The 21,908-nt window shown below is 58.3% G+C and carries 20 protein-coding genes; 2 read left to right on the top strand and 18 right to left on the bottom strand.

The features are described from left to right. Positions 1 to 105 precede the first annotated feature (105 nt). From ftsY to HRQ60_RS04310, 12 genes are all read right to left on the bottom strand, one after another. Positions 106 to 1,119 carry a signal recognition particle-docking protein FtsY gene (ftsY, locus tag HRQ60_RS04365; RefSeq protein WP_172194415.1) on the bottom strand — a complete coding sequence of 338 codons (1,014 nt, stop codon included), beginning with the start codon at positions 1,117 to 1,119 and terminating at the stop codon, positions 106 to 108. 60 nt (positions 1,120 to 1,179) lie between these two features. After that, on the bottom strand, positions 1,180 to 4,749 hold the full coding sequence (smc, locus tag HRQ60_RS04360; RefSeq protein WP_172194414.1) for a chromosome segregation protein SMC: 3,570 nt from the start codon (positions 4,747 to 4,749) through the stop codon (positions 1,180 to 1,182). Positions 4,750 to 4,909: 160 nt separating this feature from the next. Continuing rightward, positions 4,910 to 5,599, bottom strand: a complete 690-nt coding sequence (gene rnc, locus HRQ60_RS04355) for a ribonuclease III (protein WP_172194413.1) — start codon at positions 5,597 to 5,599, stop codon at positions 4,910 to 4,912. A gap of 12 nt (positions 5,600 to 5,611) precedes the next feature. Next, entirely contained in the window at positions 5,612 to 6,856 is a 1,245-nt protein-coding gene (gene fabF / locus HRQ60_RS04350; protein WP_172194412.1) for a beta-ketoacyl-ACP synthase II, read from the bottom strand. Positions 6,857 to 6,977: 121 nt separating this feature from the next. Further along, positions 6,978 to 7,211 carry an acyl carrier protein gene (gene acpP / locus HRQ60_RS04345; RefSeq protein ID WP_037282458.1) on the bottom strand — a complete coding sequence of 78 codons (234 nt, stop codon included), beginning with the start codon at positions 7,209 to 7,211 and terminating at the stop codon, positions 6,978 to 6,980. A 109-nt stretch (positions 7,212 to 7,320) separates the two neighbouring features. Continuing rightward, entirely contained in the window at positions 7,321 to 8,070 is a 750-nt protein-coding gene (fabG, locus tag HRQ60_RS04340; protein WP_172194411.1) for a 3-oxoacyl-[acyl-carrier-protein] reductase, read from the bottom strand. Positions 8,071 to 8,091: 21 nt separating this feature from the next. Continuing rightward, on the bottom strand, positions 8,092 to 9,027 hold the full coding sequence (fabD, locus tag HRQ60_RS04335) for an ACP S-malonyltransferase (RefSeq protein ID WP_172194410.1): 936 nt from the start codon (positions 9,025 to 9,027) through the stop codon (positions 8,092 to 8,094). 16 nt (positions 9,028 to 9,043) lie between these two features. Beyond that, positions 9,044 to 10,033: a beta-ketoacyl-ACP synthase III gene (locus tag HRQ60_RS04330; RefSeq protein WP_172194409.1), complete on the bottom strand. Its 990-nt coding sequence runs from the start codon at positions 10,031 to 10,033 to the stop codon at positions 9,044 to 9,046. Further along, positions 10,033 to 11,058: a phosphate acyltransferase PlsX gene (plsX, locus tag HRQ60_RS04325; RefSeq protein ID WP_172194408.1), complete on the bottom strand. Its 1,026-nt coding sequence runs from the start codon at positions 11,056 to 11,058 to the stop codon at positions 10,033 to 10,035. The genes HRQ60_RS04330 and plsX overlap by 1 nt, the downstream gene beginning before the upstream one ends. A gap of 126 nt (positions 11,059 to 11,184) precedes the next feature. Further along, positions 11,185 to 11,757, bottom strand: a complete 573-nt coding sequence (gene fapR / locus HRQ60_RS04320; RefSeq protein ID WP_172194525.1) for a transcription factor FapR — start codon at positions 11,755 to 11,757, stop codon at positions 11,185 to 11,187. A gap of 360 nt (positions 11,758 to 12,117) precedes the next feature. Next, positions 12,118 to 12,291: a 50S ribosomal protein L32 gene (rpmF, locus tag HRQ60_RS04315; protein WP_018975076.1), complete on the bottom strand. Its 174-nt coding sequence runs from the start codon at positions 12,289 to 12,291 to the stop codon at positions 12,118 to 12,120. Between the two features lie 68 nt (positions 12,292 to 12,359). Next, positions 12,360 to 12,869, bottom strand: a complete 510-nt coding sequence (locus HRQ60_RS04310) for a YceD family protein (protein WP_172194407.1) — start codon at positions 12,867 to 12,869, stop codon at positions 12,360 to 12,362. A 305-nt stretch (positions 12,870 to 13,174) separates the two neighbouring features. Here HRQ60_RS04310 and HRQ60_RS04305 point away from each other — a divergent pair, with 305 nt between their 5' ends. Continuing rightward, complete coding sequence (locus HRQ60_RS04305; protein ID WP_172194406.1) at positions 13,175 to 14,419, top strand: tRNA(Met) cytidine acetate ligase; 1,245 nt, start codon at positions 13,175 to 13,177, stop codon at positions 14,417 to 14,419. On the opposite strand, the gene HRQ60_RS04300 is transcribed toward HRQ60_RS04305, so the two are convergent. The 6 genes from HRQ60_RS04300 to HRQ60_RS04275 all read right to left on the bottom strand — a co-directional run bounded on the left by HRQ60_RS04300 (position 14,406) and on the right by HRQ60_RS04275 (position 19,628). Further along, entirely contained in the window at positions 14,406 to 15,434 is a 1,029-nt protein-coding gene (locus tag HRQ60_RS04300) for a YlbL family protein (RefSeq protein ID WP_172194405.1), read from the bottom strand. The two genes, HRQ60_RS04305 and HRQ60_RS04300, sit on opposite strands and share 14 nt — an antisense overlap. A 168-nt stretch (positions 15,435 to 15,602) precedes the next feature. Further along, the gene (coaD, locus tag HRQ60_RS04295) at positions 15,603 to 16,118 is read right to left on the bottom strand and encodes a pantetheine-phosphate adenylyltransferase (RefSeq protein ID WP_216671473.1); all 516 of its coding nucleotides are present in this window, start codon (positions 16,116 to 16,118) and stop codon (positions 15,603 to 15,605) included. Further along, positions 16,115 to 16,717, bottom strand: coding sequence for a 16S rRNA (guanine(966)-N(2))-methyltransferase RsmD (gene rsmD / locus HRQ60_RS04290; RefSeq protein ID WP_172194404.1), 603 nt, complete (start codon positions 16,715 to 16,717; stop codon positions 16,115 to 16,117). Before rsmD ends, coaD begins: the two co-directional genes overlap by 4 nt. A gap of 178 nt (positions 16,718 to 16,895) precedes the next feature. Continuing rightward, a complete protein-coding gene (locus tag HRQ60_RS04285; protein ID WP_172194403.1) occupies positions 16,896 to 17,798 on the bottom strand; it encodes an SMP-30/gluconolactonase/LRE family protein in 903 nt (300 codons plus the stop codon). A 131-nt stretch (positions 17,799 to 17,929) separates the two neighbouring features. Continuing rightward, positions 17,930 to 18,583, bottom strand: a complete 654-nt coding sequence (locus HRQ60_RS04280) for an SGNH/GDSL hydrolase family protein (protein ID WP_172194402.1) — start codon at positions 18,581 to 18,583, stop codon at positions 17,930 to 17,932. 199 nt (positions 18,584 to 18,782) lie between these two features. Next, the gene (locus HRQ60_RS04275) at positions 18,783 to 19,628 is read right to left on the bottom strand and encodes an AraC family transcriptional regulator (RefSeq protein WP_172194401.1); all 846 of its coding nucleotides are present in this window, start codon (positions 19,626 to 19,628) and stop codon (positions 18,783 to 18,785) included. A gap of 123 nt (positions 19,629 to 19,751) precedes the next feature. Between HRQ60_RS04275 and HRQ60_RS04270 the strand changes: the two genes are divergently transcribed. Continuing rightward, positions 19,752 to 21,785: a beta-galactosidase gene (locus tag HRQ60_RS04270; RefSeq protein WP_172194400.1), complete on the top strand. Its 2,034-nt coding sequence runs from the start codon at positions 19,752 to 19,754 to the stop codon at positions 21,783 to 21,785. Positions 21,786 to 21,908: the final 123 nt, after the last annotated feature.

Raw genomic sequence — 21,908 nt, 5'->3', positions numbered from 1 at the left:
TCCCGCCGCGGTTTTCCACTTCGCCTTCTGCATACAACGCCCGAAAACCGCGGAAAATCCGACATTGTCGGCGGCTTGTCACGGTTTTATCCCGATAAGCCCGCTTTATTCCGGCTGCTGCGGCTCTCCGTTTTCGTCTACCAGTTCTTCTTCGATCAGACCGGCAAACAGCGCATGGACAAACTGCTCCGAATCGAACTCCTGCAGATCGTCCACTTTCTCGCCGAGACCGACCAGTTTGACGGGAATATTCAATTCCTGACGGATCGCCACGACGATGCCGCCTTTGGCCGTGCCGTCGAGTTTGGTCAGCACAAGCCCGGTTACGCCGCTTTTCTCGCCGAACAGCTTGGCCTGACTGAGCGCGTTCTGTCCGGTCGTCGCGTCAAGCACCATCAGCACTTCGTGCGGCGCACCCGGGATCTCGCGCTGGATCACGCGGAAAATTTTGTTCAACTCGTCCATCAGGTTGCTTTTGTTCTGCAGCCGTCCGGCGGTGTCGCAGATCAGCACATCCGCGCGGCGCTGCTTGGCGGCCTGCACGGCGTCGTACATGACCGCAGCCGGGTCGGAGCCCGGGTTCTGCTTGATGACTTCGACGCCGGTACGGGTACCCCAAACTTCAAGCTGCTCGATCGCGCCGGCACGGAACGTATCGCCCGCCGCGAGGATCACCTTTTTGCCTTCGTTTTTGAATTTGTGCGCGAGTTTGCCGATCGTTGTCGTCTTGCCCACGCCGTTGACGCCGACAAACAAAATGACCGTAGGACCTTCCGCGCTCATGTTGAGAGAGTTGTCTTCTTCGCCGCGGAGCAGCTCGACCAGTTTCTCCGACAGCACGGGACGCAGTTCGCTGGCATCGTTCAGGCGGCGCTTTTTGACTTCGACGCGAAGATCGTCGATCAGTTCCATCACCGTATTCACGCCAACGTCCGCGCCGATCAGAATTTCTTCCAGTTCTTCGTAGAACTCTTCGTCGATCTTGCGCCGACGGACCATCAGACTGGAGACGCGTTCGACAAACCCTTTGCGCGTTTTCTCCAGACCGTCCTTGAACTGCTTGGTCACCGAATCGGTCTTGCCTGCAATGCTTTCTTTCAGTTTACGAAAAAAACTCATGCTTGATTGCCTCCAGTCGCGGGATATCCCCTTATCGTCTTTGCCGCAAACGGCACCGCTCTAAGCGATGCCGACTTCTTCGTCTTCCAAACGGACCGAGACTAGCTTGGATACGCCGCCTTCTTCCATCGTGACGCCGTACAGCACGTCCGCTTCCTCCATGGTACCTTTGCGATGGGTGACGACGATAAACTGCGTCTGCTCCGCAAACTCGCGCAAATACTGGGCAAACCGCGTCACGTTCGCTTCGTCGAGCGCCGCTTCCACTTCGTCCAGCACACAGAACGGCACCGGTTTGACATGCAAAATGGCAAACAGCAGCGCCATCGCCGTCAGCGCCCGTTCTCCGCCGGACAGCAGCTGCAGATTTTGCAGCTTTTTACCCGGCGGCTGGGCGACGATATCGATCCCTGTTTCCAGCAGATGTTCCGGATCAAGCAGCACCAGATCGGCCCGGCCTCCGCCGAACAGCTTGGAGAATACCGTACCGAACTGACGCCGGATCGCATCGAACGTCGTTTTGAAGCGTTTGGACATTTCTTCGTCCATCTCGCGGATTACCAGATACAGCTGCGCTTTGGCTTCCATCAGATCGTTTTTCTGCTCGCTCAGGAATTCGTAGCGTTCGCTGACCCGCTCATATTCTTCGATCGAACCCAGACTGACTTCGCCGAGCAGCGTAATCTTGCGTTTGATCTCACGCACGTCGAGCCGTGCCGCTTCCGGATCTTCCGGCAGTTCGTAGCGCTGCTTGGCCAATTCGTATCCGATCGCATAGTCTTCGGTCAGTTTCTGCAGCGTGTTTTCCAGCTCCACGTCCAGACGCGCCGCCTGAATCTCGGTATGCCGGATCTGTTCTTCCACGGCTTTGAGCTCGCTGCGCTGTTTGTGCGTCTCGTTCTCCCGCTCTTCCAGCTTCCGCTGGCGTTCTACGCGGTCCAGCCGTTTTTCTTCGAGACGTTCCTGGGTGCTGCTCTTCAGCTCTTTGGCTTCCCGAAGTTCGCGGACATGTTCTTCGGCGTCCCGGCGGTTGGCAGCCAGCTCCGCTTCCGCGGCGCGCAGCATTTTGCGTCGGTCGGCCAGTTGGTTCGAGAAGGTGCCGGTTTCTTCGCCAAGACGGCTCTGCCTTTCTTCGAGCGAAGCCGTTTCCTGGATCAGCCGGCTTTCCCGGACGCGCAGTTCGGTCAGTTTGCCCTGAAGTTCTTCCTTCGCCGACTCGCCGGCTTTGCGCGCAAACTCCGCGGCTGCGATCGACTGGCGCACCGCGGCTTCTTCGGCTTCCAGCTCTTTGAGCTTTTCCTCCGCTTTTTGACGGCTCTGCCCGGCGTTCTCCAGCTCTTCGTGATACCCCGAGCGTTCTTCCCCGTGCAGCGCAAACTGTTCGTTCACGTGGCGCAGGCCGTGCTCGGTCTGTTTCAGCTCGCCGTCCAGACGCTGCTGATCGGCGCGCAGGGCATCGCCGCGTTCGCGCAGTGCCGACAAGCGTTCTTCGCTCTGCACGGCCAGCGCGCCGTTCTCCCGTTCTTCGCGCACAAGGCGCGCAATCTCGCGTTCGCTTTCCGCAATTTCGCGCTCCAGCTGTTCCAAGACGCGTTTGCGTCCCAGCAGGCTGCTGCCGCGCCGGTTCTGACTGCCCCCGGTCATGGAGCCGCCGGCATTGACCACATCGCCGTCGAGCGTCACGACGCGGTAGCGGTAATTCAGACGCGAAGCGATGCCGTTGGCATCTTCAAGCGTCTGGGCCACGACAAGACCGCCGAGCAGGCTGCCGACGATACCGGCATACCGTTCGTCGGCTTCGACCAGCTCCGCTCCGATCCCGACAAAGCCCTGCGCGCCGGCAGCGGCGCGTTTGTCGCTGTCCGACATATGCCGCGGCCGGATAACGTCCAGCGGCAGGAAAGTCGCACGGCCAAGCTGACGCTGCTTCAGATACCCGATCGCTTTGCGCGACAGCGCTTCGTTCTCCATCACGATATGCTGCAGCGAAGCGCCAAGCGCCGTTTCGATCGCCGTTTCCACCTGCTGCGGCACGCGGATCAGTTCCGCTACCGCTCCGTGCACGCCTTCGAGCTGACGGCCCCGCGAAGCTTTCAGCACTTCTTTGACCCCGACCATAAAGCCTTCGAAATCTTCCTGCATCTCCTGCATGGTATCCCGCCGGGACACCAGCGCTTCGCGCTTCTGCTCCCATTTGCGGGCCGACGAAGAACTGTCCGCCGCGTTTTTTTGCAGCGTATGCAGTTTCTCGCTTTCTTCGATGTACGAGCGTCGCAGTTCCGCGATTTCGGCCGCTGCCTGGTCCAGGGCGGCTTTGCGCTCGGCATGTTCTTGATCCAGACGCTTCTTCTCCGTCTCCCAGCGGCCGGATTCTTCGTTCACCCGGTTCATCCGGCGCATGACGCCTTCCTTCTGCTGGTCGGCATAACGGATTTCGTTGCGGGTCTGCGCCATCTTGTTCATGAGTTCGAGCAGATCGCCTTTGAGCGATTCTTCCTGTTCGTGGCTGATGCCTTCGGTAACGCCTGTCAGTTTGGCCTGCTCGGCCGACAGTTCGGTCTGGAGATGCTCCAGCTCCAAACGGGCCGCGTTCAATTTGTTCTGCACAAACAAGCTTTCCTGTTTGCGCTGGTCGAAACGTTCGCCTTCATTCTCGATCGCCTCGGCCAGCTGCTCCCGGGATTGTTCCAGATTGCGGCGCCGTTCTTCGAGCAGCTGCGCATAACCTTCCGATTTCTCGAAAAGCTCGCTGTAGCGCAGAAGTCGGTTCTGAAGTTCTTCAATCTCGTCTTCCACCGCGCGCAGGACCTGACGGTCACTGTCGAGTGTACGGTCGTGCTCGTCGACGACTCCCGCCAGGCGTTCGCGCTGACGTTCGAAAGCCGCCAATTTTTCCGAGGCGGCTGTCCAGGCTTCGTGGATTTCACCGATCTGATAAACGAAAAGAGCGATCTCTTTGTCTTGAAGTTCTTCCTTGAGTTCTTTGTAGCGCCGCGCTTTTTCCGCCTGGGCTTTGAGCGGTCCGATCTGGTCTTCCAGCTCGGTAACCAGGTCATGGATACGCAGCAGATTCTGCTCGGTATCGGCAAGCTTGCGGTTGGCTTCTTTTTTGCGCGATTTATATTTGACGATACCCGACGCTTCTTCAAAAATCCCCCGACGATCTTCGGAACGCGTGCTGAGAATCTCTTCGATTCGCCCCTGCCCGATGATCGAATAGGCTTCTTTGCCGATGCCAGTATCCATAAACAGTTCCGTAATGTCTTTCAGTCGGCACGGCTGCCGGTTGATCAAATACTCGCTGTCCCCGCTGCGGTGAACGCGCCGCGTGACCGTCACCTCGGCAAAATCCAGCGGCAGTACCTGATCTTCGTTATCCAGCGTCAGCGAAACTTCGCCGTAATTCACCGCTTTGCGCGAATCGCTGCCGGCGAAGATGATATCTTCCATCTTTCCGCCGCGCAGGCTTTTGGCGCTCTGCTCCCCCAATACCCAGCGGATACCATCGGAAATATTGCTTTTTCCGCTTCCGTTCGGACCGACGACCGCGGTAATGCCGCGGACGAATTCCATCTCCGTTTTGTCGGCGAACGATTTGAATCCGGCGAGTTCGATCCGTTTCAGATACATGACCGTCGCTCACCTCCCCTTTCCTGTTGATCCTGTCTGTCTATTGTTATCGGCGGGAAACGCTTTTTCCTTTTACAACGAAAAAGAGCAAAAAGCGGCACGGGCAGATTCGGACATCCCGTTGTGAAGCTTGCGGCCGCTCTTTGCTCTTTTTTTGTAGCTACAGTTTCAGCGTTTCCAGCGCCGCAGCTGCGGCCTGCTGCTCGGCTTCCTTTTTGGAACGTCCGTTTCCGCGGCCCAAGCTGCGTTCGCCCATATACACTTCCGACACAAACTCGCGTTCGTGTGCCGGACCGCGCTCTTCGACAATCCGGTATTCAAGCACACCGAGATTGTGATGCTGGGTCAGTTCCTGAAGCTCTGTTTTGAAATCGCTCATCTGCAGCTTGCCGTCCCAGGCCACCTGCGGGAATACGTAACGGTCGAGGAACCCCCGAACCTCCGCAAGGCCCTGATCGAGGTAAAGCGCGCCCACGAACGATTCGAACACGTCCGCGAGCAGAGCCGGACGGCTGCGGCCGCCCGTCAATTCTTCTCCCTTGCCAAGCAGCACGTAAGCGCCGAAATTCAGCGCTTCCGCGAACTTGACCAGCGAAGGTTCACAGACGATCGCCGCACGCAGCTTGGTCAGTTCGCCTTCGGGCCGACCAGGGAAACGATTGTAGAGAAATTCCGATACCGTCAGCTCGAGTACCGCGTCGCCCAAAAATTCGAGCCGCTCATTGTCATGATGCTGACTGAACCGGTGTTCGTTCACATACGACGCATGCGTGAAAGCTTGTTTAAGCAGAGGCTTATCCGCAAACTGGACTCCTAGTTTCTGCTGCAGTTGTTTCAGATCTCCGCTCAACGTCCCGGCTCCTTACGCTTCGAATTTTTTGAGAATAACGGAAGCGTTGTGGCCTCCGAACCCGAACGAATTGGACATGACAACCTTCAAATCCGCTTTGCGCGCCGTGTTCGGCACGTAATCGAGGTCGCATGCTTCGTCCTGGTTTTCAATATTGATGGTCGGCGCCATGATCTGGTTGTCCAAAGACAGCGCACAGATCACCGCTTCCACACCGCCTGCCGCGCCGAGCAGATGCCCGGTCATCGATTTGGTCGAACTGACCGCCACTTTGTAAGCGTGATCGCCGAGCGCCATCTTGACAGCCTTCGTCTCCGACAGATCGCCTGCCGGCGTCGAAGTGCCGTGCGCGTTGATGTAATCCAGATCTTCCGGCTGCAGATTCGCGCTCTTGAGCGCCATCTTCATGCAGCGTGCCGCGCCGTCCGGATCCGGGTCGGTCATATGATGCGCATCCGCGCTCAGTCCGTAGCCAACCACTTCCGCATAGATATGCGCACCGCGTGCCTGGGCATGCTCCAACGATTCCAATACGAAAACGCCGGCGCCTTCGCCCATAATGAATCCGTCACGGTCTTTGTCAAACGGACGGCTCGCTCTTGACGGGTCGTCGTTGCGGGTCGACATGGCGCGCATCGCGCAGAATCCGGCAAGTCCGGTCGGACGGATCGTCGCTTCGGCACCGCCGCAGATCATCGCGTCGGCATCGCCGCGCGCGATCAGTTTGAACGAATCGCCGATCGAATGCGTACCGGTCGCACAGGCCGTCACGACCGAAGTGTTCGGTCCTTTGGCGCCCAGCTTGATCGATACGTCGCCGGAACCCATATTCGCGATCATCATCGGTATGAAGAACGGACTCACCCGTTTCGGACCTTTTTGCATCAGGATTGTAAATTGGTCTTCCCATGTGCCAAGTCCGCCGATGCCCGAACCGACAATAACGCCGATCCGTTCCGCTTCGACGGTATCGCCGATCTTCAGGCCGCTGTCTTGCAGCGCCTGTGTGGAAGCCGCATAAGCGAACTGCACGTAGCGGTCCATCTTGCGGGCTTCTTTACGTTCGACGTAATCTTCGGGATTGAAGTCGTGAATCTCCGCGGCAATCTGCGTCGGATACTCGCTGACGTCGAAGCTCTCGATTTTCGAGATACCCGATTTGCCTGCGAGCAAACTGTTCCAAAACGTTTCCACGTCCTTGCCGAGGGAAGTCACGACTCCCATACCGGTAACGACGACTCTGTGCTGCTGTTCCATAGGGGTCACCTCTATATTTGCGAAACCCGTTTCCGGGATCATCTGATTTATTGTTCCATAATGAAGGAGAAGTCCCGAGCCGGCTTTGTGAAAAAGCGCGGAGCGGGACTCTTAAACGCCCTTAGGTATGCGATTGTATGTAGCTTACAACGTCACCTACGGTCGTGATTTTCTCTGCGTCTTCGTCAGAGATTTCCAGGTCGAACTCGTCTTCCAGCTCCATTACCAATTCAACCACGTCGAGCGAGTCCGCTCCGAGATCTTCCTTGAAAGAAGCCGTTGGCGTAACTTCCGCTTCGTCGGCGCCAAGGCGGTCCACGACGATGCGCGTTACGCGCTCCATTACATCAGACATCCGATTCACCTCCTCTTCAAAAGGTATTATACGAGAAGCTCCGCCAAAATGCCACTGTTTGCGGCAGGGGACCCGAAACAAGACGTTTACAACCCCTGCCAGCGATGGTTTACATATACATGCCGCCGTCGACATGGAGAACTTGTCCCGTCATGTACGAGGCGTCGGGCGAAACAAGAAAAGCGACGGCCGTCGCGACTTCCTCCGGACGGCCGAGACGGTTCAGCGGGATTCCCGCGAGCAGTCCCTGTTTGATCTCTTCAGACAATACATCGGTCATATCCGTGTCGATAAAGCCGGGAGCCACGCAGTTTACGGTGATTCCCCGGCTGCTGAATTCGCGTGCGCAGGACTTGGTCATCCCGATGACGCCCGCTTTGGCGGCCGTGTAGTTGACCTGGCCGGCATTGCCGATCGCGCCCACTACGGACGAGATATTGACGATTCTGCCGGAACGCTGCTTCATCATCGGCCGGGTTACGGCTTTGATGCAGTTGAATACGCCTTTGAGATTCGTTTCGATCACGTCGTCGAATTCTTCTTCTTTCATGCGCATCACCAGGTTGTCCCGGGTGATTCCCGCATTGTTGATCAAAATGTCGACACTGCCGAATTCGGCGGATACCGCTTTGACCAGTTCTTCCGCTTCGGCGCTTTTGCCCACGTTTGCTTTGAAAGCGGCGGCTTTGACGCCCAGCGCTTCCAGTTCGCGGACCACTTCGAGCGCCGAAGCTTCGTTTCCGGCGTAATTGACCGCGACGTTTGCGCCGCGGCGGCCCAGTTCGAGCGCAATCGCCCGGCCGATGCCGCGCGAAGCGCCTGTTACGAGAGCGTTTTGTCCTTTGATTGGCTGCTGCATGTTAACCTCCTGCTTCGTCGTTTATGCCAGAGCTTCGGCCAGCGCATCCGCACTTTCGAGGCTGTTCACGCTGAAGATGCGCACCGATTTGTCGATTTTTTTGATCAGGCCGGCCAGAACGCTGCCCGGTCCGATCTCGACAAAGGTATCGACGCCTTCGCCGATCAGCCACTGCACGCTGTCTTCCCACAATACGGGAGAATATACCTGGCTGACAAGCGACTGCCGCAGAGCCTCCGCTCCGTCGACCGGACGGGCACTGACGTTGGCGACGACTGGAAGCGTTCCTTCATGGAAAACGATGTCCGCAAGCTTGCCGCCGAGCTGCCCGGCCGCTTCCTTCATCAGCGACGAATGGAACGGTCCGCTGACTTCGAGAGCGATCGCGCGTTTCGCGCCGGCTTCTTTGACCCGGGCGCTCAACGCTTCGACGCCTTCGGCCGATCCGGAGACCACGATCTGCCCGGGGCAGTTCAAGTTTGCCGGTTCGACAACCGTGCCCGCCGCCGAGATTTCCGCGCACAGTTCGGAAAGCTTGCCGCGGTCCGCGCCGAGCACGGCCGCCATGGCGCCTTGTCCGCCTGGGACTGCGGCTTCCATGAACTGTCCGCGGGCGCGAACGATCGCTACCGCGTCTTCGAACGTCAGAACGCCTGCCGCAGCCAATGCGCTGTATTCGCCCAGACTGTGGCCGGCCGCGTAATCGGCCCGTATGCCTTTGGCTTTGACCGCTTCAAGCAAAGCGAGACTTGCCGTCAGCAGAGCCGGCTGCGTGTTCGCCGTCTGTTTGAGTTCTTCGGCCGGTCCGTCGAAGACCAGCTTCGTCAGTTCGAAACCGAGCGTACGGTCCGCGGCCTCGAACAGTCCGCGGGCTTCCGGAAGAGCGTCGTAGGCATCTTTTGCCATTCCTACGCTTTGCGCGCCCTGTCCGGGAAATACGAATGCGATTTTACCCATTGTACATGCTCCTCTCTTACCAGACCAGGGCCGCTCCGCCCCAGGTCAGACCGCCGCCGAAACCGACCATCACGACCCGGTCGCCTTCCTTGATCCGGCCTTGTTCATAAGCTTCGACCAGTGCCAGCGGAATCGAAGCCGCCGACGTATTGGCGTACTTGTCCACGTTGATCATCACGCGGTCTTCCGACAGATCGAGTCTCTGCATCGCGGATTGGATAATCCGGATGTTCGCCTGGTGCGGAATAAACAGGTCGATATCGTCTTTGGTCATGTCCGCTTTGCGCAGCACTTCCTCGGTTGCCGAACCCATAACGCGCACCGCGAATTTGAACACGTCGCGGCCGTTCATTTGAATGAAATGCTGGCGCTGGTCGATCGTTTCCTGCGAAGCCGGCAGACGGGAACCGCCCGCAGCCTGCTTGAGCAGACCTCCGCCCGCGCCTTCGGCACCCAGGTCGAACGATTGGAAGCCCCGTCCTTCCGGAACTTCGCCCAGAATGACGGCGCCCGCGCCGTCGCCGAACAGCACGCACGTGTTGCGGTCGGTGTAATCGGTAATGCGCGACAGCGTATCGGCACCGATGACGAGCGCGTTATTGTACATCCCGTTCTGGATAAACCCGGTTGCCGCGGCCAAACTGTAGACAAAGCCCGAGCAGGCTGCACCCAAGTCGAACGCGGCCGCTTTTTTGGCACCCAGCTTGTCCTGCAGAATGCAGGCCGTCGAAGGGAAGGAGGTGTCCGGAGTTACCGTTGCCACGACGATCAGGTCCAGCTGATCGGCCGTCATGCCCGCCGACTCCAGCGCACGGACTGCCGCTTCGTAAGCCAGATCGGATGTTGCCTGCTCCGGAGCCGCGATATGGCGCTCGCGGATTCCCGTGCGGCTGACGATCCACTCGTCGTTCGTATCTACCATTTGTTCGAGCTCCGCGTTGCCCAGAATTCGCTCCGGTACGTATTTGCCCGTTCCGATCACGCCGACCGGTCGTAAGTTCTTCATTAATCCGTCACTCTCTTCCCGCTGATTTGCTGATTTGCCTGTTCCATACTTTCCGAGATGCTTGATACCAGGCGATGCTCGATAGCCGTCCTCGCCTGTCTTACCGCGTTCTTGATCGCTTCGGCATCCGAAGAACCGTGCGCTTTGATGACAAGCCCGTTCAAGCCGAGCAGCGGAGCGCCGCCATGCTCTTTGTAATCCATTTTCGATTTAAGGCCGCGCAGTTGGGGCATAACGAGCGCCGCGCCGATCTTCGCTTTGAACGAAGAAGTCAGTTCCTGCTTCAGCAGCTTGAACACGGCTCCCGCCGTACCTTCGAGTGATTTGAGCAGAATGTTGCCCGCGAACCCGTCGCAGACGAGCACATCGCAAACGCCGTCCAGAATATCCCGCGCTTCGACATTGCCTACAAAATGGATCGGCAGATCCGACAGAAGCGGGAATGCCGCTTTGGTGAGTTCGTTGCCTTTGCCGGGTTCCGTTCCCACGTTCAGCAGGCCCACCCGCGGACGCTCGATACCGTGCACCTTCTCGCGGTACAAGCTGCCCATCAGCGCGTACTGCGCCAAATGTTCGGGCTTGGCATCCATATTGGCGCCAAGATCAAGGGCAAGCGTGCCGCGGCCGCTCGTATCGAGTGTCGGAATCATCGGCGCGAGCGCCGGACGTTCCACGCCGTTCATGCGTCCCACGACAAGAAGCCCCGTCGTCATGAGCGCTCCCGTATTGCCTGCGGAGATCATCGCGTCGGCGATGCCTTCCTTGACCATGCGGCCGGCCACGACCATCGAAGCGTCTTTCTTGCGGCGAACGGCTTTGACCGGTTCGTCGTCGCTCGAGATGACTTCTTCCGCATGGACGATTTGAAGATTGGGCAGACCTTGTCCGATCAGAGGCGCGAGCTTCACTTCGTCTCCGACAAGCTTGATCGTAATGTCGCTCCACTCCGCCGCAGCGGCAAGCGCTCCCGCCGCCGTGCTTGCCGGCGCGTGATCGCCGCCCATGGCGTCTATTGCTATAATCATTTACGCGTCCTCCCCGTGCATCTTCTGCATACCGTGCTGGTTTGACCGCTATCCCTATTTTCCTATTGAAGAAAAACCGCGCGTCCACACGGCAGGCCGCACCCGGATAACGCCTTCTTGGACCGTTTACTTGTTCTTGTCGTCGGACCGGTAAACGACAAAGTTCCCTTGAAAGACCATTTCTTCGCCGACATAGGACAGGACTTCGACCTTGGCCCTGCCCGCTTTGCCCGGACTGCTCCGGACATAAGCTTTGGCGATGCATTTCTCGCCGAGATGAATAGGCCGGACGAAACGCAGATCCGCCGAGGCGGTCAAAGCGATTTCGTCGTTGATGACCGCGACGGCGAGCGAGTTGGCCTGGGCAAAAATATGATGACCGCGCGCGATCTGCGTGCGGCTGAATACGTGTTCGTCACGGATTTCGAAGATCGAAATACCGCTCTTGTCGAGTTGAAGGTCGATAATATCTCCGATGACTTCTTCCGCAGCCAGCGACCGCACCTGATCGTAAGACCGTTCCGCCATCAGCTTCATCCGCTCGCGGAGTTCGGGAATTCCGAGCTCCATCCGGTCGAGACGGATGGTCTGAATGCTGACTTTGAGACGGCGGGTCAGTTCGCGGTCGGTTACGAACGGATTCTCGTCGATCAGCTCGACGAGTCTCTGCTGGCGCTGACGTTTCGGTAAACGTTCGATGCCGCTCTCCCCCTTGTGCCGGCGCCCGCTGCGCCGCGCATTCCGTAAGCCGCCTTGTAAGGCTTGGACCCAACCGCCGCAGCGCGCTGCGTTTCCGGCAGTTGGGCCTGATCCGAATAATGAGCGCCCGTTTCCGGGCCGCTTCCCCTTTGAAACATCTTCCGCGAAGGCCGCGCAATCGGGTGCGCTTCTTATGTAGGTCCGCCGCCAAAGATTTTAGAACCTGGTACTAACTGCTAGTATAAATCATTCTGCCTGAAAAGGAAAGGGGGAGCATTCGACGATGCCTTCCCGCCCGCACAGAATCGCACGGCCGCACAAAAAAAGTCCCGCCGGGTGGCGGGACTTTCCTGCTGATGCTTATTGAGAAATAACTTCTCTGGACTTGTAAGTTCCGCAAACTTTGCACACGTGGTGAGCCAATTTCAGCTCTCCGCATTGTTCGCACTTCACCATGCCCGGCACCGCCAGCTTGAAATGCGTGCGACGCTTGTCGCGGCGCGTCTTGGACGTTCTCCGTTGAGGTACTGCCATGTTTAACACCTCCTTATTCAAGTCAACCGGCCCGAAGGCCGGATGTTTCTGTGTGACAGCCTGTGCGCTTACTTAAAGAAATCTTTGAGCCCGGCAAGCCGGGGGTCGATTACCGTATTGTCGCAGCCGCAGGCCGTTTCGTTCAGATTCGTTCCGCAGGTCTGGCAGAGTCCTTTGCAGTCCTCTTTGCAGAGCGGCGTGTTGGGCACGCCCAGCGTCACATACTCTTCCAGATACGGCGTCAGCTCGAAAACGTCGTCGTCCGCGAGGATCATATCCTCGTCGTCTTCAAGGTCCGCTTCATCTTCCGCCCGCTTCTTGAACCGCTCTTCGAATTGAAGATTCAATCCGATATGGGCGGGTTCCAGACACCGCGAGCAAACCATGTCCAACTGCCCCTTCAGTGTCCCGCTTACGCCCACTGTTCCGTCGAGCGACGGCACTGCCGTCAAATCGGCTTGAACAGGAGAAGCGGAGATCACATCCGTACGGCCTTGGATCGAGTGTTCGATCGGCACACTGCCTTCCAAACGAACCGGTTCACCGTTTTGAATCGTTCTGCGCAAATGCAGACGCATATTCATCACTCCAAACAAACAAAGTTATTATATCGACTTCACTTCGGTTTTGTCAACTGTCAGTCAAGTATTTTTCATTTACGCCCTTTTCGGTACGCGGCGCGGCTTGGAGAGACATTTCGCTCTTTCGCCGGAGCTTTTGCGCGTGTAAGCTAGGAGAAGTCTTGCCCGATGCGCCCTGAATCCGGGCGTTATCGAACGTCTTCCCGTTCGCAGCGTAAAAAAAGCACGCCGGTCGATACCGGACGAAGTTTTATTCTACCATATATTTTCTGTCTTGTTAAGAGAGGAGACGCGATCTTTATATGAAAACAGTCGGAATGGTCGTCGAATACAACCCGTTTCATAACGGGCACCGGCTGCATCTGCAGCGATCCCTGGAGGTTTCGGGCGCGGAAGCTTCCGTCGCCGTCATGAGCGGCGCGTTCATGCAGCGCGGCGAACCGGCGCTGCTGTCCAAGCGCGCCCGGACCGAAATGGCGTTGGCCGCCGGAATCGACCTGGTGCTGGAACTGCCGGTTCTCTACGCGCTGCAGCACGCGGAATGGTTCGCTTTCGGTGCGGTTTCGCTGCTGGATGCTTCGGGCGTCGTGGACAGCCTCTGCTTCGGCAGCGAAAGCGGCGAGATCGCGCCGCTGCAGGAGCTGGCTTCGCGCATGCAGGCCGGCGAATCCCCGGCTCTGCGCGAAGCGCTGCATCAGGCCCTCGGCGAGGGCCTGAGCTACCCGGCCGCCTACGCCAGGGCGGCCCGCGAGCAGGGCGGCGGCCCTGGAGCCGCGGCCGCCGCCCTGCTGGGCAATCCGAACGATACGCTCGGATTGCAGTACGTGCTTGCGCTGCGCCGGCTCGCAAGCGGCATTGCGCCGCTGGCCGTGCGGCGCGAACAGGCCGGCTACCACGATGCCGGCCTGCCCGCGGGCGGATCGATCGCCAGCGCCACCGCGGTGCGGGCGTCGCTTGCGCTAGGAGCAAGCGGCATCGAAGATGCCGCTCCCTACCTCCCCGCCTCCTCGCTGCGCGTGCTCCGGCGCGAAGCCGCAGCCGGACGGATGCTGGCTTCCGGCTGGGAGGCGCTGGCGCAGCCTCTCCTGGCCGCGCTGATCACGCGCGCGCCGGAAGAGCTTGCCCTCGTCCCCGGGATGGTCGAGGGCCTGGAGCACCGCATCGCCGCCGCGCTGCCGCGCCTGCCCGTTCCGGGCGTCGAGGCGCTGCTCGCCGCGATCAAGACCAAGCGCTATACGCGCACCCGCCTGCAGCGGCTGCTGGCGCACGCGCTGCTCAACCACCGCGGCCCCCTCTTCGGCCGCGACAGCCTTGCCCGCGGACCGCAGTATATCCGCGTGCTCGGCTTCTCGCCGAAAGGCCGCCAACTGCTCAAAACCATGAAAAAAACGGCGAAGCTTCCGGTCGTCGTTCGCCCTGCGGACTTCTCCCATCCGCAGCTTGAACTCGATATCCGGGCTTCCGCCGTTCAGGCTTCCGCTTTCCCTTCTCCCGACGTAAGGGAGATGTACGCCGATTATTATGCGCCGCCGGTCACGGTATTCTGACCGGCATATCGTCGATGTAATCCAGCGCATCCTGCAGGGTATCGACTGAGACCAGCGTCATGGCCGAGTCGGTCTCCTGCACTTTTTTTTCGGCGGCTTCGTAATTTGCGGCGGGAACGAAGAACAGGTCGGCGCCCCTGCGCTCCGCCGCCACGATCTTGTGCTGCACGCCGCCGATCTCGCCTACGGTGCCGTCCGATTTGATCGTTCCCGTTCCCGCTATCCGGTGACCGCGCGTCAGATCGCCGGGGGTCAGCTGGTTGTAGATCTCGAGCGTGAACATCAGCCCCGCCGACGGACCGCCGACCCGGGTCTGCGTAAATTCCACCTCATCCGCCGGATCGTCCGGATCGATCCGCATCACTTCGCCTGTCGAGACGCCGAAACCGGGACGCACCGTGCCGTCTTCGCCGGGAATATCGACAAGTTTGACCGACTGTTCCATAGAGACGCCTCCGCGTTCCAGCGTTACGTTGACCGTATCGCCGGCCGAATACGTTTCCAGCAAGCCGCGGAGTCCGTCGAGGGTGGATACTTTTTTGCCGTCCACCCGAATGATCTTGTCGCCGGCCACAAATTCTTTCTGCTGCGGATCCCGGTCGGGAACCGTCGTGATAAACACGTACTGCGTTTCCACGTCGAATGGAACGCCCGCTTCCCGGTAAGCTGCCGCAACCGCCGAAGATTGCGACGAATTCATGTAATACTCCTGCGTGATCCGGTATTCGTCGTCGTCTTGATCCGTGTTTCTTTTGCCGATATCGGCGTCGTGGTCGAGCAGGGACAATCCGAGCAGCGCCAGATTGGCGTACGTCACGGAGACGGTGGTCATCATGAACGAACCGTTTTCTTCCGGGTCGGCCCCACTCACGCGAACCATCGGTTTAATCTCGTCCGCGCTGCCCGGCCGCTCGATCGTATACGGCGTCGGCATATACACCGAGACATAGACGAGCAGGGCGACGCACAGCAAATAGGCCAGCGTCCGAAAGCGCGGCAGTCTGAAACGCAGCATAATGATCGTTCCCCTTTTCAGCTTATACGCAAACAGGCCGCTGCCGCTAAGCGTCAGGCAGCCTATTTGCTTTTTCTTGATCGGCGCGCGGGTCGGTTTCCCTTCCCCTTCAATCCGGCCGACAGACCGCCATTTTGCTTCGCGGTCTGTCGGTCTTGCGAAACTTGCTTATTCTACGGGTTTGCCGTGCAGCTTTTCCTGAAGCGCGATGCGCACTTCCGGTGTCACCAGTTCGCTTACATCTCCGGCAAACTGCGCGATCTCTTTGACCACGCTTGAACTGAGATACGAATACAGCGGATTGGTCATCATGAAGATCGTTTCCACATTCTCGTTCAGTTTGCGGTTCGTGGTCGCGATCTGCAGTTCGTATTCGAAATCCGTAACCGATCGTATCCCCCGGACCACAACCTGGGCCTGCTTCTGCTCCACATAGTTGACGAGCAGATCACGGAACACATCCACTTCCACGTTCGGCATATCGCTTGTCGCCTGCCGCAGCAGTTCCGCCCGTTCTTCGACCGTAAACAGCGGTTTCTTGCTCAGGTTGTTGAGCACGGCCACAATCAGGCGGTCGTACTGCTTGGCGGCGCGGTGAATAATGTCCATATGCCCAAGCGTCACCGGGTCGAAGCTTCCCGGGTATACGGCAATGCGTTCGATCTTCTCTGCCTGATCCGTCATCCGTTCGAGTCCTCCTCTTCGTCGGGCTGCGAGTCTGCGCCCGTTTCCGGTCTCCAGCGGTAAATGGAGACGGCGATGTCGCCGTACACGGCTTTGCGCTGAAGTTCGAAAGCGCCTGTCGTTTCCGGATATTCATACGACGAGTCGTACTCCAGCACAACGGTCGCTTCCGGTTCCAGCAGACCGTATTCTTCGATCGTCAACATCAGTTCCGCCCCGTTCTTCATCCGGTAAGGCGGATCCAGAAACACCAAGTCGAATTTCGTTTCCCGTTTGGACAGTGCTTTGAGCGCACGCTGCGCATCGTTCCGGTACACTTCGGCCCGGCTTTCGAACCCTGTCGCTTTGAGATTGGCACGTACGACTTCGATACTTTTGGCATCGGCATCAACCAGAATCGCCCGGTCCATGCCCCGGCTTATCGCTTCGATCGCAAGACCTCCGGTTCCGGCGAACAGATCAAGCGCGGTTCCCCCTTCGAAAAAGGGACCGATCATGCTGAATAACGCTTCTTTCACTTTATCGGTGGTCGGGCGTGTTCCTGTGCCCGGCACCGCTTTAAGAGGTCTCCCCTTGGCTTCCCCCGCTACGACTCTCACGCTGTGTGTCCTCCCGTATCTGCATGCTGTGCCGTCTGTCGGCTGCCTTTATCGTAACACAACCCGGCGGCGAGTAAAACGGCGGAATCCGGCCGGCAGCTCTTTGCCGGACATCGACCGCATTAAACCAAAAAGACCGCTTCGTTCCCCTCGGGGGACGGATCGCGGTCTGGATGGTTTACTGCGCGTCTCCCGTTTGACGGAACAGATGCGCCGGCTGGCCTTTCGGACCCGGACGGCAGACAAAGAGCGCGCCGGCCAGCGGCTGCTGCGCTTTCTGCTCGTCGGATAATCCGTCGGCAGCCGTCGTGATATACAGGTCGCCGTAATCGGCTCCGCCAAAAGCGCAGCAGGTGACGTTGTCGACGGGCAGAAGGATCTCGCCGAGTTTGATTCCCGCTACCGGATCCCATTTGCTGACCCGGCCGCCGCCGTAATGCGCGATCCACAGATCGCCGTCGGCATCCACCGCCATCCCATCCGGCCAACCTTCTTCGTGTTCAAACGAAACGACGCTGCGCGCCGAACCGATTTCGCCTTTTTCGACGTCGAATTCGAAGGCTTGCACCTGACGCGTCCCTGTATCGATGTAATACAGAACCGTTCCGTCGGGGCTCCAGCCCAATCCGTTCGATGTGGATACGTTCCCGAACAGCCGCTGCACGGTCAGATCGCCGTCCATCCGGTAGAAAGCGCCCTGCTCTTCCTTGCCGACCAGACTCATCGTACCGGCCCAGAACCGGCCTGCCGCATCGCACTTGCCGTCGTTAAAGCGGTTGTCTTCCCGATGCTCGGGGTCGTGGATCCGGTTCAACTGGCGGGTATTGAGATCATAAAACGCAAAACCGCTTTCCGAAGCCAATACGACCCTGTCGTCCGAATGTCCGACAGCGGCGCCGGCTCTTTCCGGCAGTTCATAGACTTCTTCGCTTCCGTCTTCCGGGTTGTAGAAACGCAGCTGTTTGCCTTCGATATCGATCCACATCAGGGTCTGTTTGTTCTCCAGCCAGTTCGGGCCTTCTCCCAACACCGCCCGGTAATCGGACACCGGTTCGGGTTTGATGCCTTTCAGTTCGCTCATATCGCTGCTCCTTCCGCCTCGCGGATTGCTGTTCGTGACTCGGCCGCGGCATTCGCGGCTTCCGCCGTATCATTACCCATTTTGTACGGGTTGTGACTTTTCCCGGTCTTCTTGGCGGGCCGCCCGTCTGCCTATTTGGTATCCCACTCGAAATCGAGCGTATTCAGCAGGCCGCGGGCGATCAGCATATGGCCGGCCGTATTCGGATGCACATGGTCCCAGCCGTTCGACAGCGAAGACTGGATCCGGTAATGCCCCATCCGGTCGAACGCCGCTTGGGTATCGACCAGTTCGGCGCCGTAATCGCCGGCCAGACGTTTGACTACCGCCCCGTAGCGGTCCATCCGGGAACGCATCGGGTCTTCCTGGCCGCTCATATAGTAAGGAGTCATCAGAATCAACCCTTTGAGTCCGGGCTGCACGGCATCCAGAAGCTCGCGCAGCGTCGCTTCATATTCTTCCAGCGTGACAAAAGGCTCGATTTCTTCCGGCGTGTCGAACTGCCGCCAAACGTCGTTGATGCCGATCATGATCGACAGCCAGTCGGGCTTCAGATCAAGCACATCGCGCTGCCAGCGCTTCTTGAGATGGCGGACCGTATCTCCTCCGATGCCCGTGTTCAGCACAAGCGTATTCAGCTCCGGGTATCCGGTGCGCAGCAGGGCGTCGACCAAAGCGGGATATCCGTTTCCGAGACCGTTTCCGTAACCGACCGGATGAGACCGGCCGGCATCGGTGACCGAGTCTCCGATCAGCAGCAGTTTGTCGTTTCGATTCAATTTCATAACAGGTTCCATCTCCTTAAGTAGACGCGGCTCTGCCGCGTATTCGTTCAGCGCGAAGCTGTCTGAAGCCGTGAAGCGGGGTAAACGAAAACTTGTTTCGCCTTGCAGGCTGCCCGCTTCTTCCCCCTCAGACATTCGCGATCGTTTCCGTAAATTCCTGTTTGTCGCCGAATGGACCGATCTATTTTCTTCGCGAAGGTTAATGCAGCGTCCGGAACTGCTCCGGCGTTACGCCTTCCTGTTTGCGGAAAGTGGCCACAAAGTGGCTGGCGTCGCGGAAGCCGACCAATCCCGAGACCTCCTTGACCGTCATGCGGGGGTGCAGCGTCATCATTTCTTTGGACTTGCGCAGCCGCAGCAGAATCAGATAGGCGTACGCCGTCATACCGAAAGCCTGCTTGAACAGCGTATTGAGATGCCGCGGAGTGATATCCGCCCGCCGCGCCATATCTTCCAGCCCGATATCCGAATCCGCATAATGCCGGTCGAGAAATTCGAGCACCGGAGCGAGGCGCCGAACGGAATTCGACAGCGAAGGCAGACGGTTGACCCTTCCGTCTTTTTTGAGCAGCGTGAGAAACCGGTAAACCTCTACCGAAAAGTTCAGACCCGACAGATCCCGTTCACTGTCGATCGTACCCAGCAGCGACGGAAGAAATCCGCCGAGCTCGGCGCCTTTGTCCCATCCGTAATAAGAAGAAACCGGCAGACCCAACGTCCCGAGTATGGCACCCGCCTGAGGGCCTCCAAACGTCATGTAGAACGTATCCCATTTGCCTTCAATCGGCCGGTAGGAATGACTTTCGCCGGAGAGCAGCAGGATTCCCGAGTCCGCTTCCAGTACGTACTTGGCTCCGCCCATCGAGATCTCGCCTTTTCCCCCGGCTGTCTGCAGCCAGTGGTAACAGGGATAACCGTCGGGGCGGGAAATAGCTTCCTGATACGGGTTGTAACCGATGCTTTCCATGTACACGGGCAGAGGCAGATCCTTGATCTCCGTAAAATACCTTCGTTCCGTCAAATATCGTCTGTAAGCGCTATCCATCCCCGTATCCCCTTTGAACCGAATATTTCTTTTTTCTTATACGACAATCCCTTTTTATTATATTTTATAATATATTGACGTAGATTAATATAGAATTATTCTTATATGTTGAGGTGATTTTTAATGATCAGCAGCAAACTTCCCAAAATCTTTTACGGCGGCGATTACAACCCCGAACAATGGGACGAAGCCACGCATCGCGAAGACCTGCGCATGTTCAAATTGGCCGGAATCGATATCGCGACAGTCAACGTATTTGCCTGGGCACTGAGCCAGCCCGACGAAGCCACTTACAACTTTGCCTGGCTCGACGAACTGATCGACAGCCTGCACGCAAACGGCACTTATGTATGCCTGGCCACGAGCACGGCCGCGCATCCGGCCTGGATGGCCAAACGTTACCCGGACGTACTGCGTACCGATGCCGACGGCCGCAAGCGCAAATTCGGCGGACGCCACAACTCCTGCCCGAACAGCCCGACCTACCGCAAGTATGCGGTCCGGATCGCGGAAAAGCTCGCTCAGCGCTACAAAGACCACCCGGCGGTCATCGTCTGGCATGTCTCGAACGAATTCGGCGGCGACTGCTACTGCGACAACTGCGAGAAAGCGTTCCGCGTCTGGCTGCGGGAGCGCTACGGCACGCTGGACAAGCTGAACCGTGCCTGGAACACCAACTTCTGGGGCCACACCTTCTACGACTGGGACGAGATCGTGCTGCCGAACAATCTGAGCGAACATTGGGGCGAGAACAATTCCACGTTCCAGGGCATCTCGCTGGATTACTCGCGCTTTAATTCCGACAGCATGCTGGAGTGCTATAAACTGGAGCATGCCGTTATCAAGAAAAACATTCCCGATTCGGTGATCACCACCAACCTTATGGGCTTTTTCAAGCAGCTTGATTATTTCAAATGGGCCAAAGAACTGGATATCGTCTCTTGGGACAACTATCCGGGGCTGCAGACACCGGTCAGCTACACGGCAATGGCTCACGACCTGATGCGCGGCCTTAAGGACGGCGACCCGTTCATGCTGATGGAGCAGACGCCGAGCCAACAGAACTGGCAGCCGTACAATTCGTTGAAGCGTCCGGGCGTCATGCGTCTATGGAGCTATCAGGCGGTAGCGCACGGCGCGGACACGGTCATGTTCTTCCAGCTTCGACGCTCGGTCGGCGCATGCGAGAAATACCACGGCGCCGTGATCGAACATGTCGGCCACGAGAATACCCGCGTCTTCCGCGAAGTATCCGAACTCGGACGCGAGCTGGGCGAGCTGGGCGAGCTGGGCGACCGCCTGCTCGATTCGCGCCTGCCGGCCAAAGTCGCCATCTTGTTCGATTGGGAAAACTGGTGGGCCGTCGAGAAATCCAGCGGACCGACGGTTGCGCTCAATTACGTCGATCAGATCCACAAATATTACAAATCGTTCTACGACCGCAATGTGCAGGTGGATATCGTCAGTGTCGATTCCGATTTCGGCAGGTATGACGTTCTCGTCGCTCCGGTACTGTACATGGTCAAACCGGGCACGGCCGATAAGCTGGAGACTTTCGTCAAAAACGGCGGCACCTTCCTGACGACGTTCTTCAGCGGGATCGTCAACGAGTCGGATCTGGTCACAACCGGCGGCTATCCGGGCGAGCTGCGCAAGCTGCTCGGAATCTGGGTGGAAGAAACCGACACGCTGTTCCCGGATATGCGCAACAAGATTGTCGTAAACGGCGAATTCGGCGGACTGAGCGGACAATACGAATGCGGGATGCTGTGCGACCTGCTGCATACGGAAGGTGCGGAGACGCTGGCCGAATACGGCGAAGATTTCTACCAAGGCATGCCGGTCCTTACGCGCAACGCTTACGGCGAAGGACAAGCCTATTATGTCGCTTCGGATCCCGAGCAGCCGTTCATCGACGGACTGCTTGCGCAAATCTGCGCCGACCAAGGCGTGCAGCCGCTGCTGGACACGCCGGAAGGCGTCGAAGTGACCAAGCGTGTCAAAGACGGCGAGGAATTCCTCTTCGTCATGAATCACAATGCCGAGCCATCGGTTTACGAACTGGAAGGCGATTACCTCAATCTGCTGACCGGCGATTCGCTTGGCGGTTCTGCGACTATCGCCGGACGCGATGTACAGATTCTGCAGGCCAAGTAAATTGACATTCCTTTTTTCGACAGAGCCCGCATACCGGAATATCGGTATGCGGGCTTTTTGGGCGGACTCCGATCTTTCATTTACCGTGCGCGTCCGACGTTCTTCGTTATGCGGTTCGAATCG

Origin of the sequence: Saccharibacillus qingshengii, from assembly GCF_013185195.1 — a bacterium.
Classification (GTDB): Bacteria; Bacillota; Bacilli; order Paenibacillales; family Paenibacillaceae; genus Saccharibacillus; species Saccharibacillus qingshengii.
This window is presented reverse-complemented; position numbering and strand designations above follow the sequence as displayed.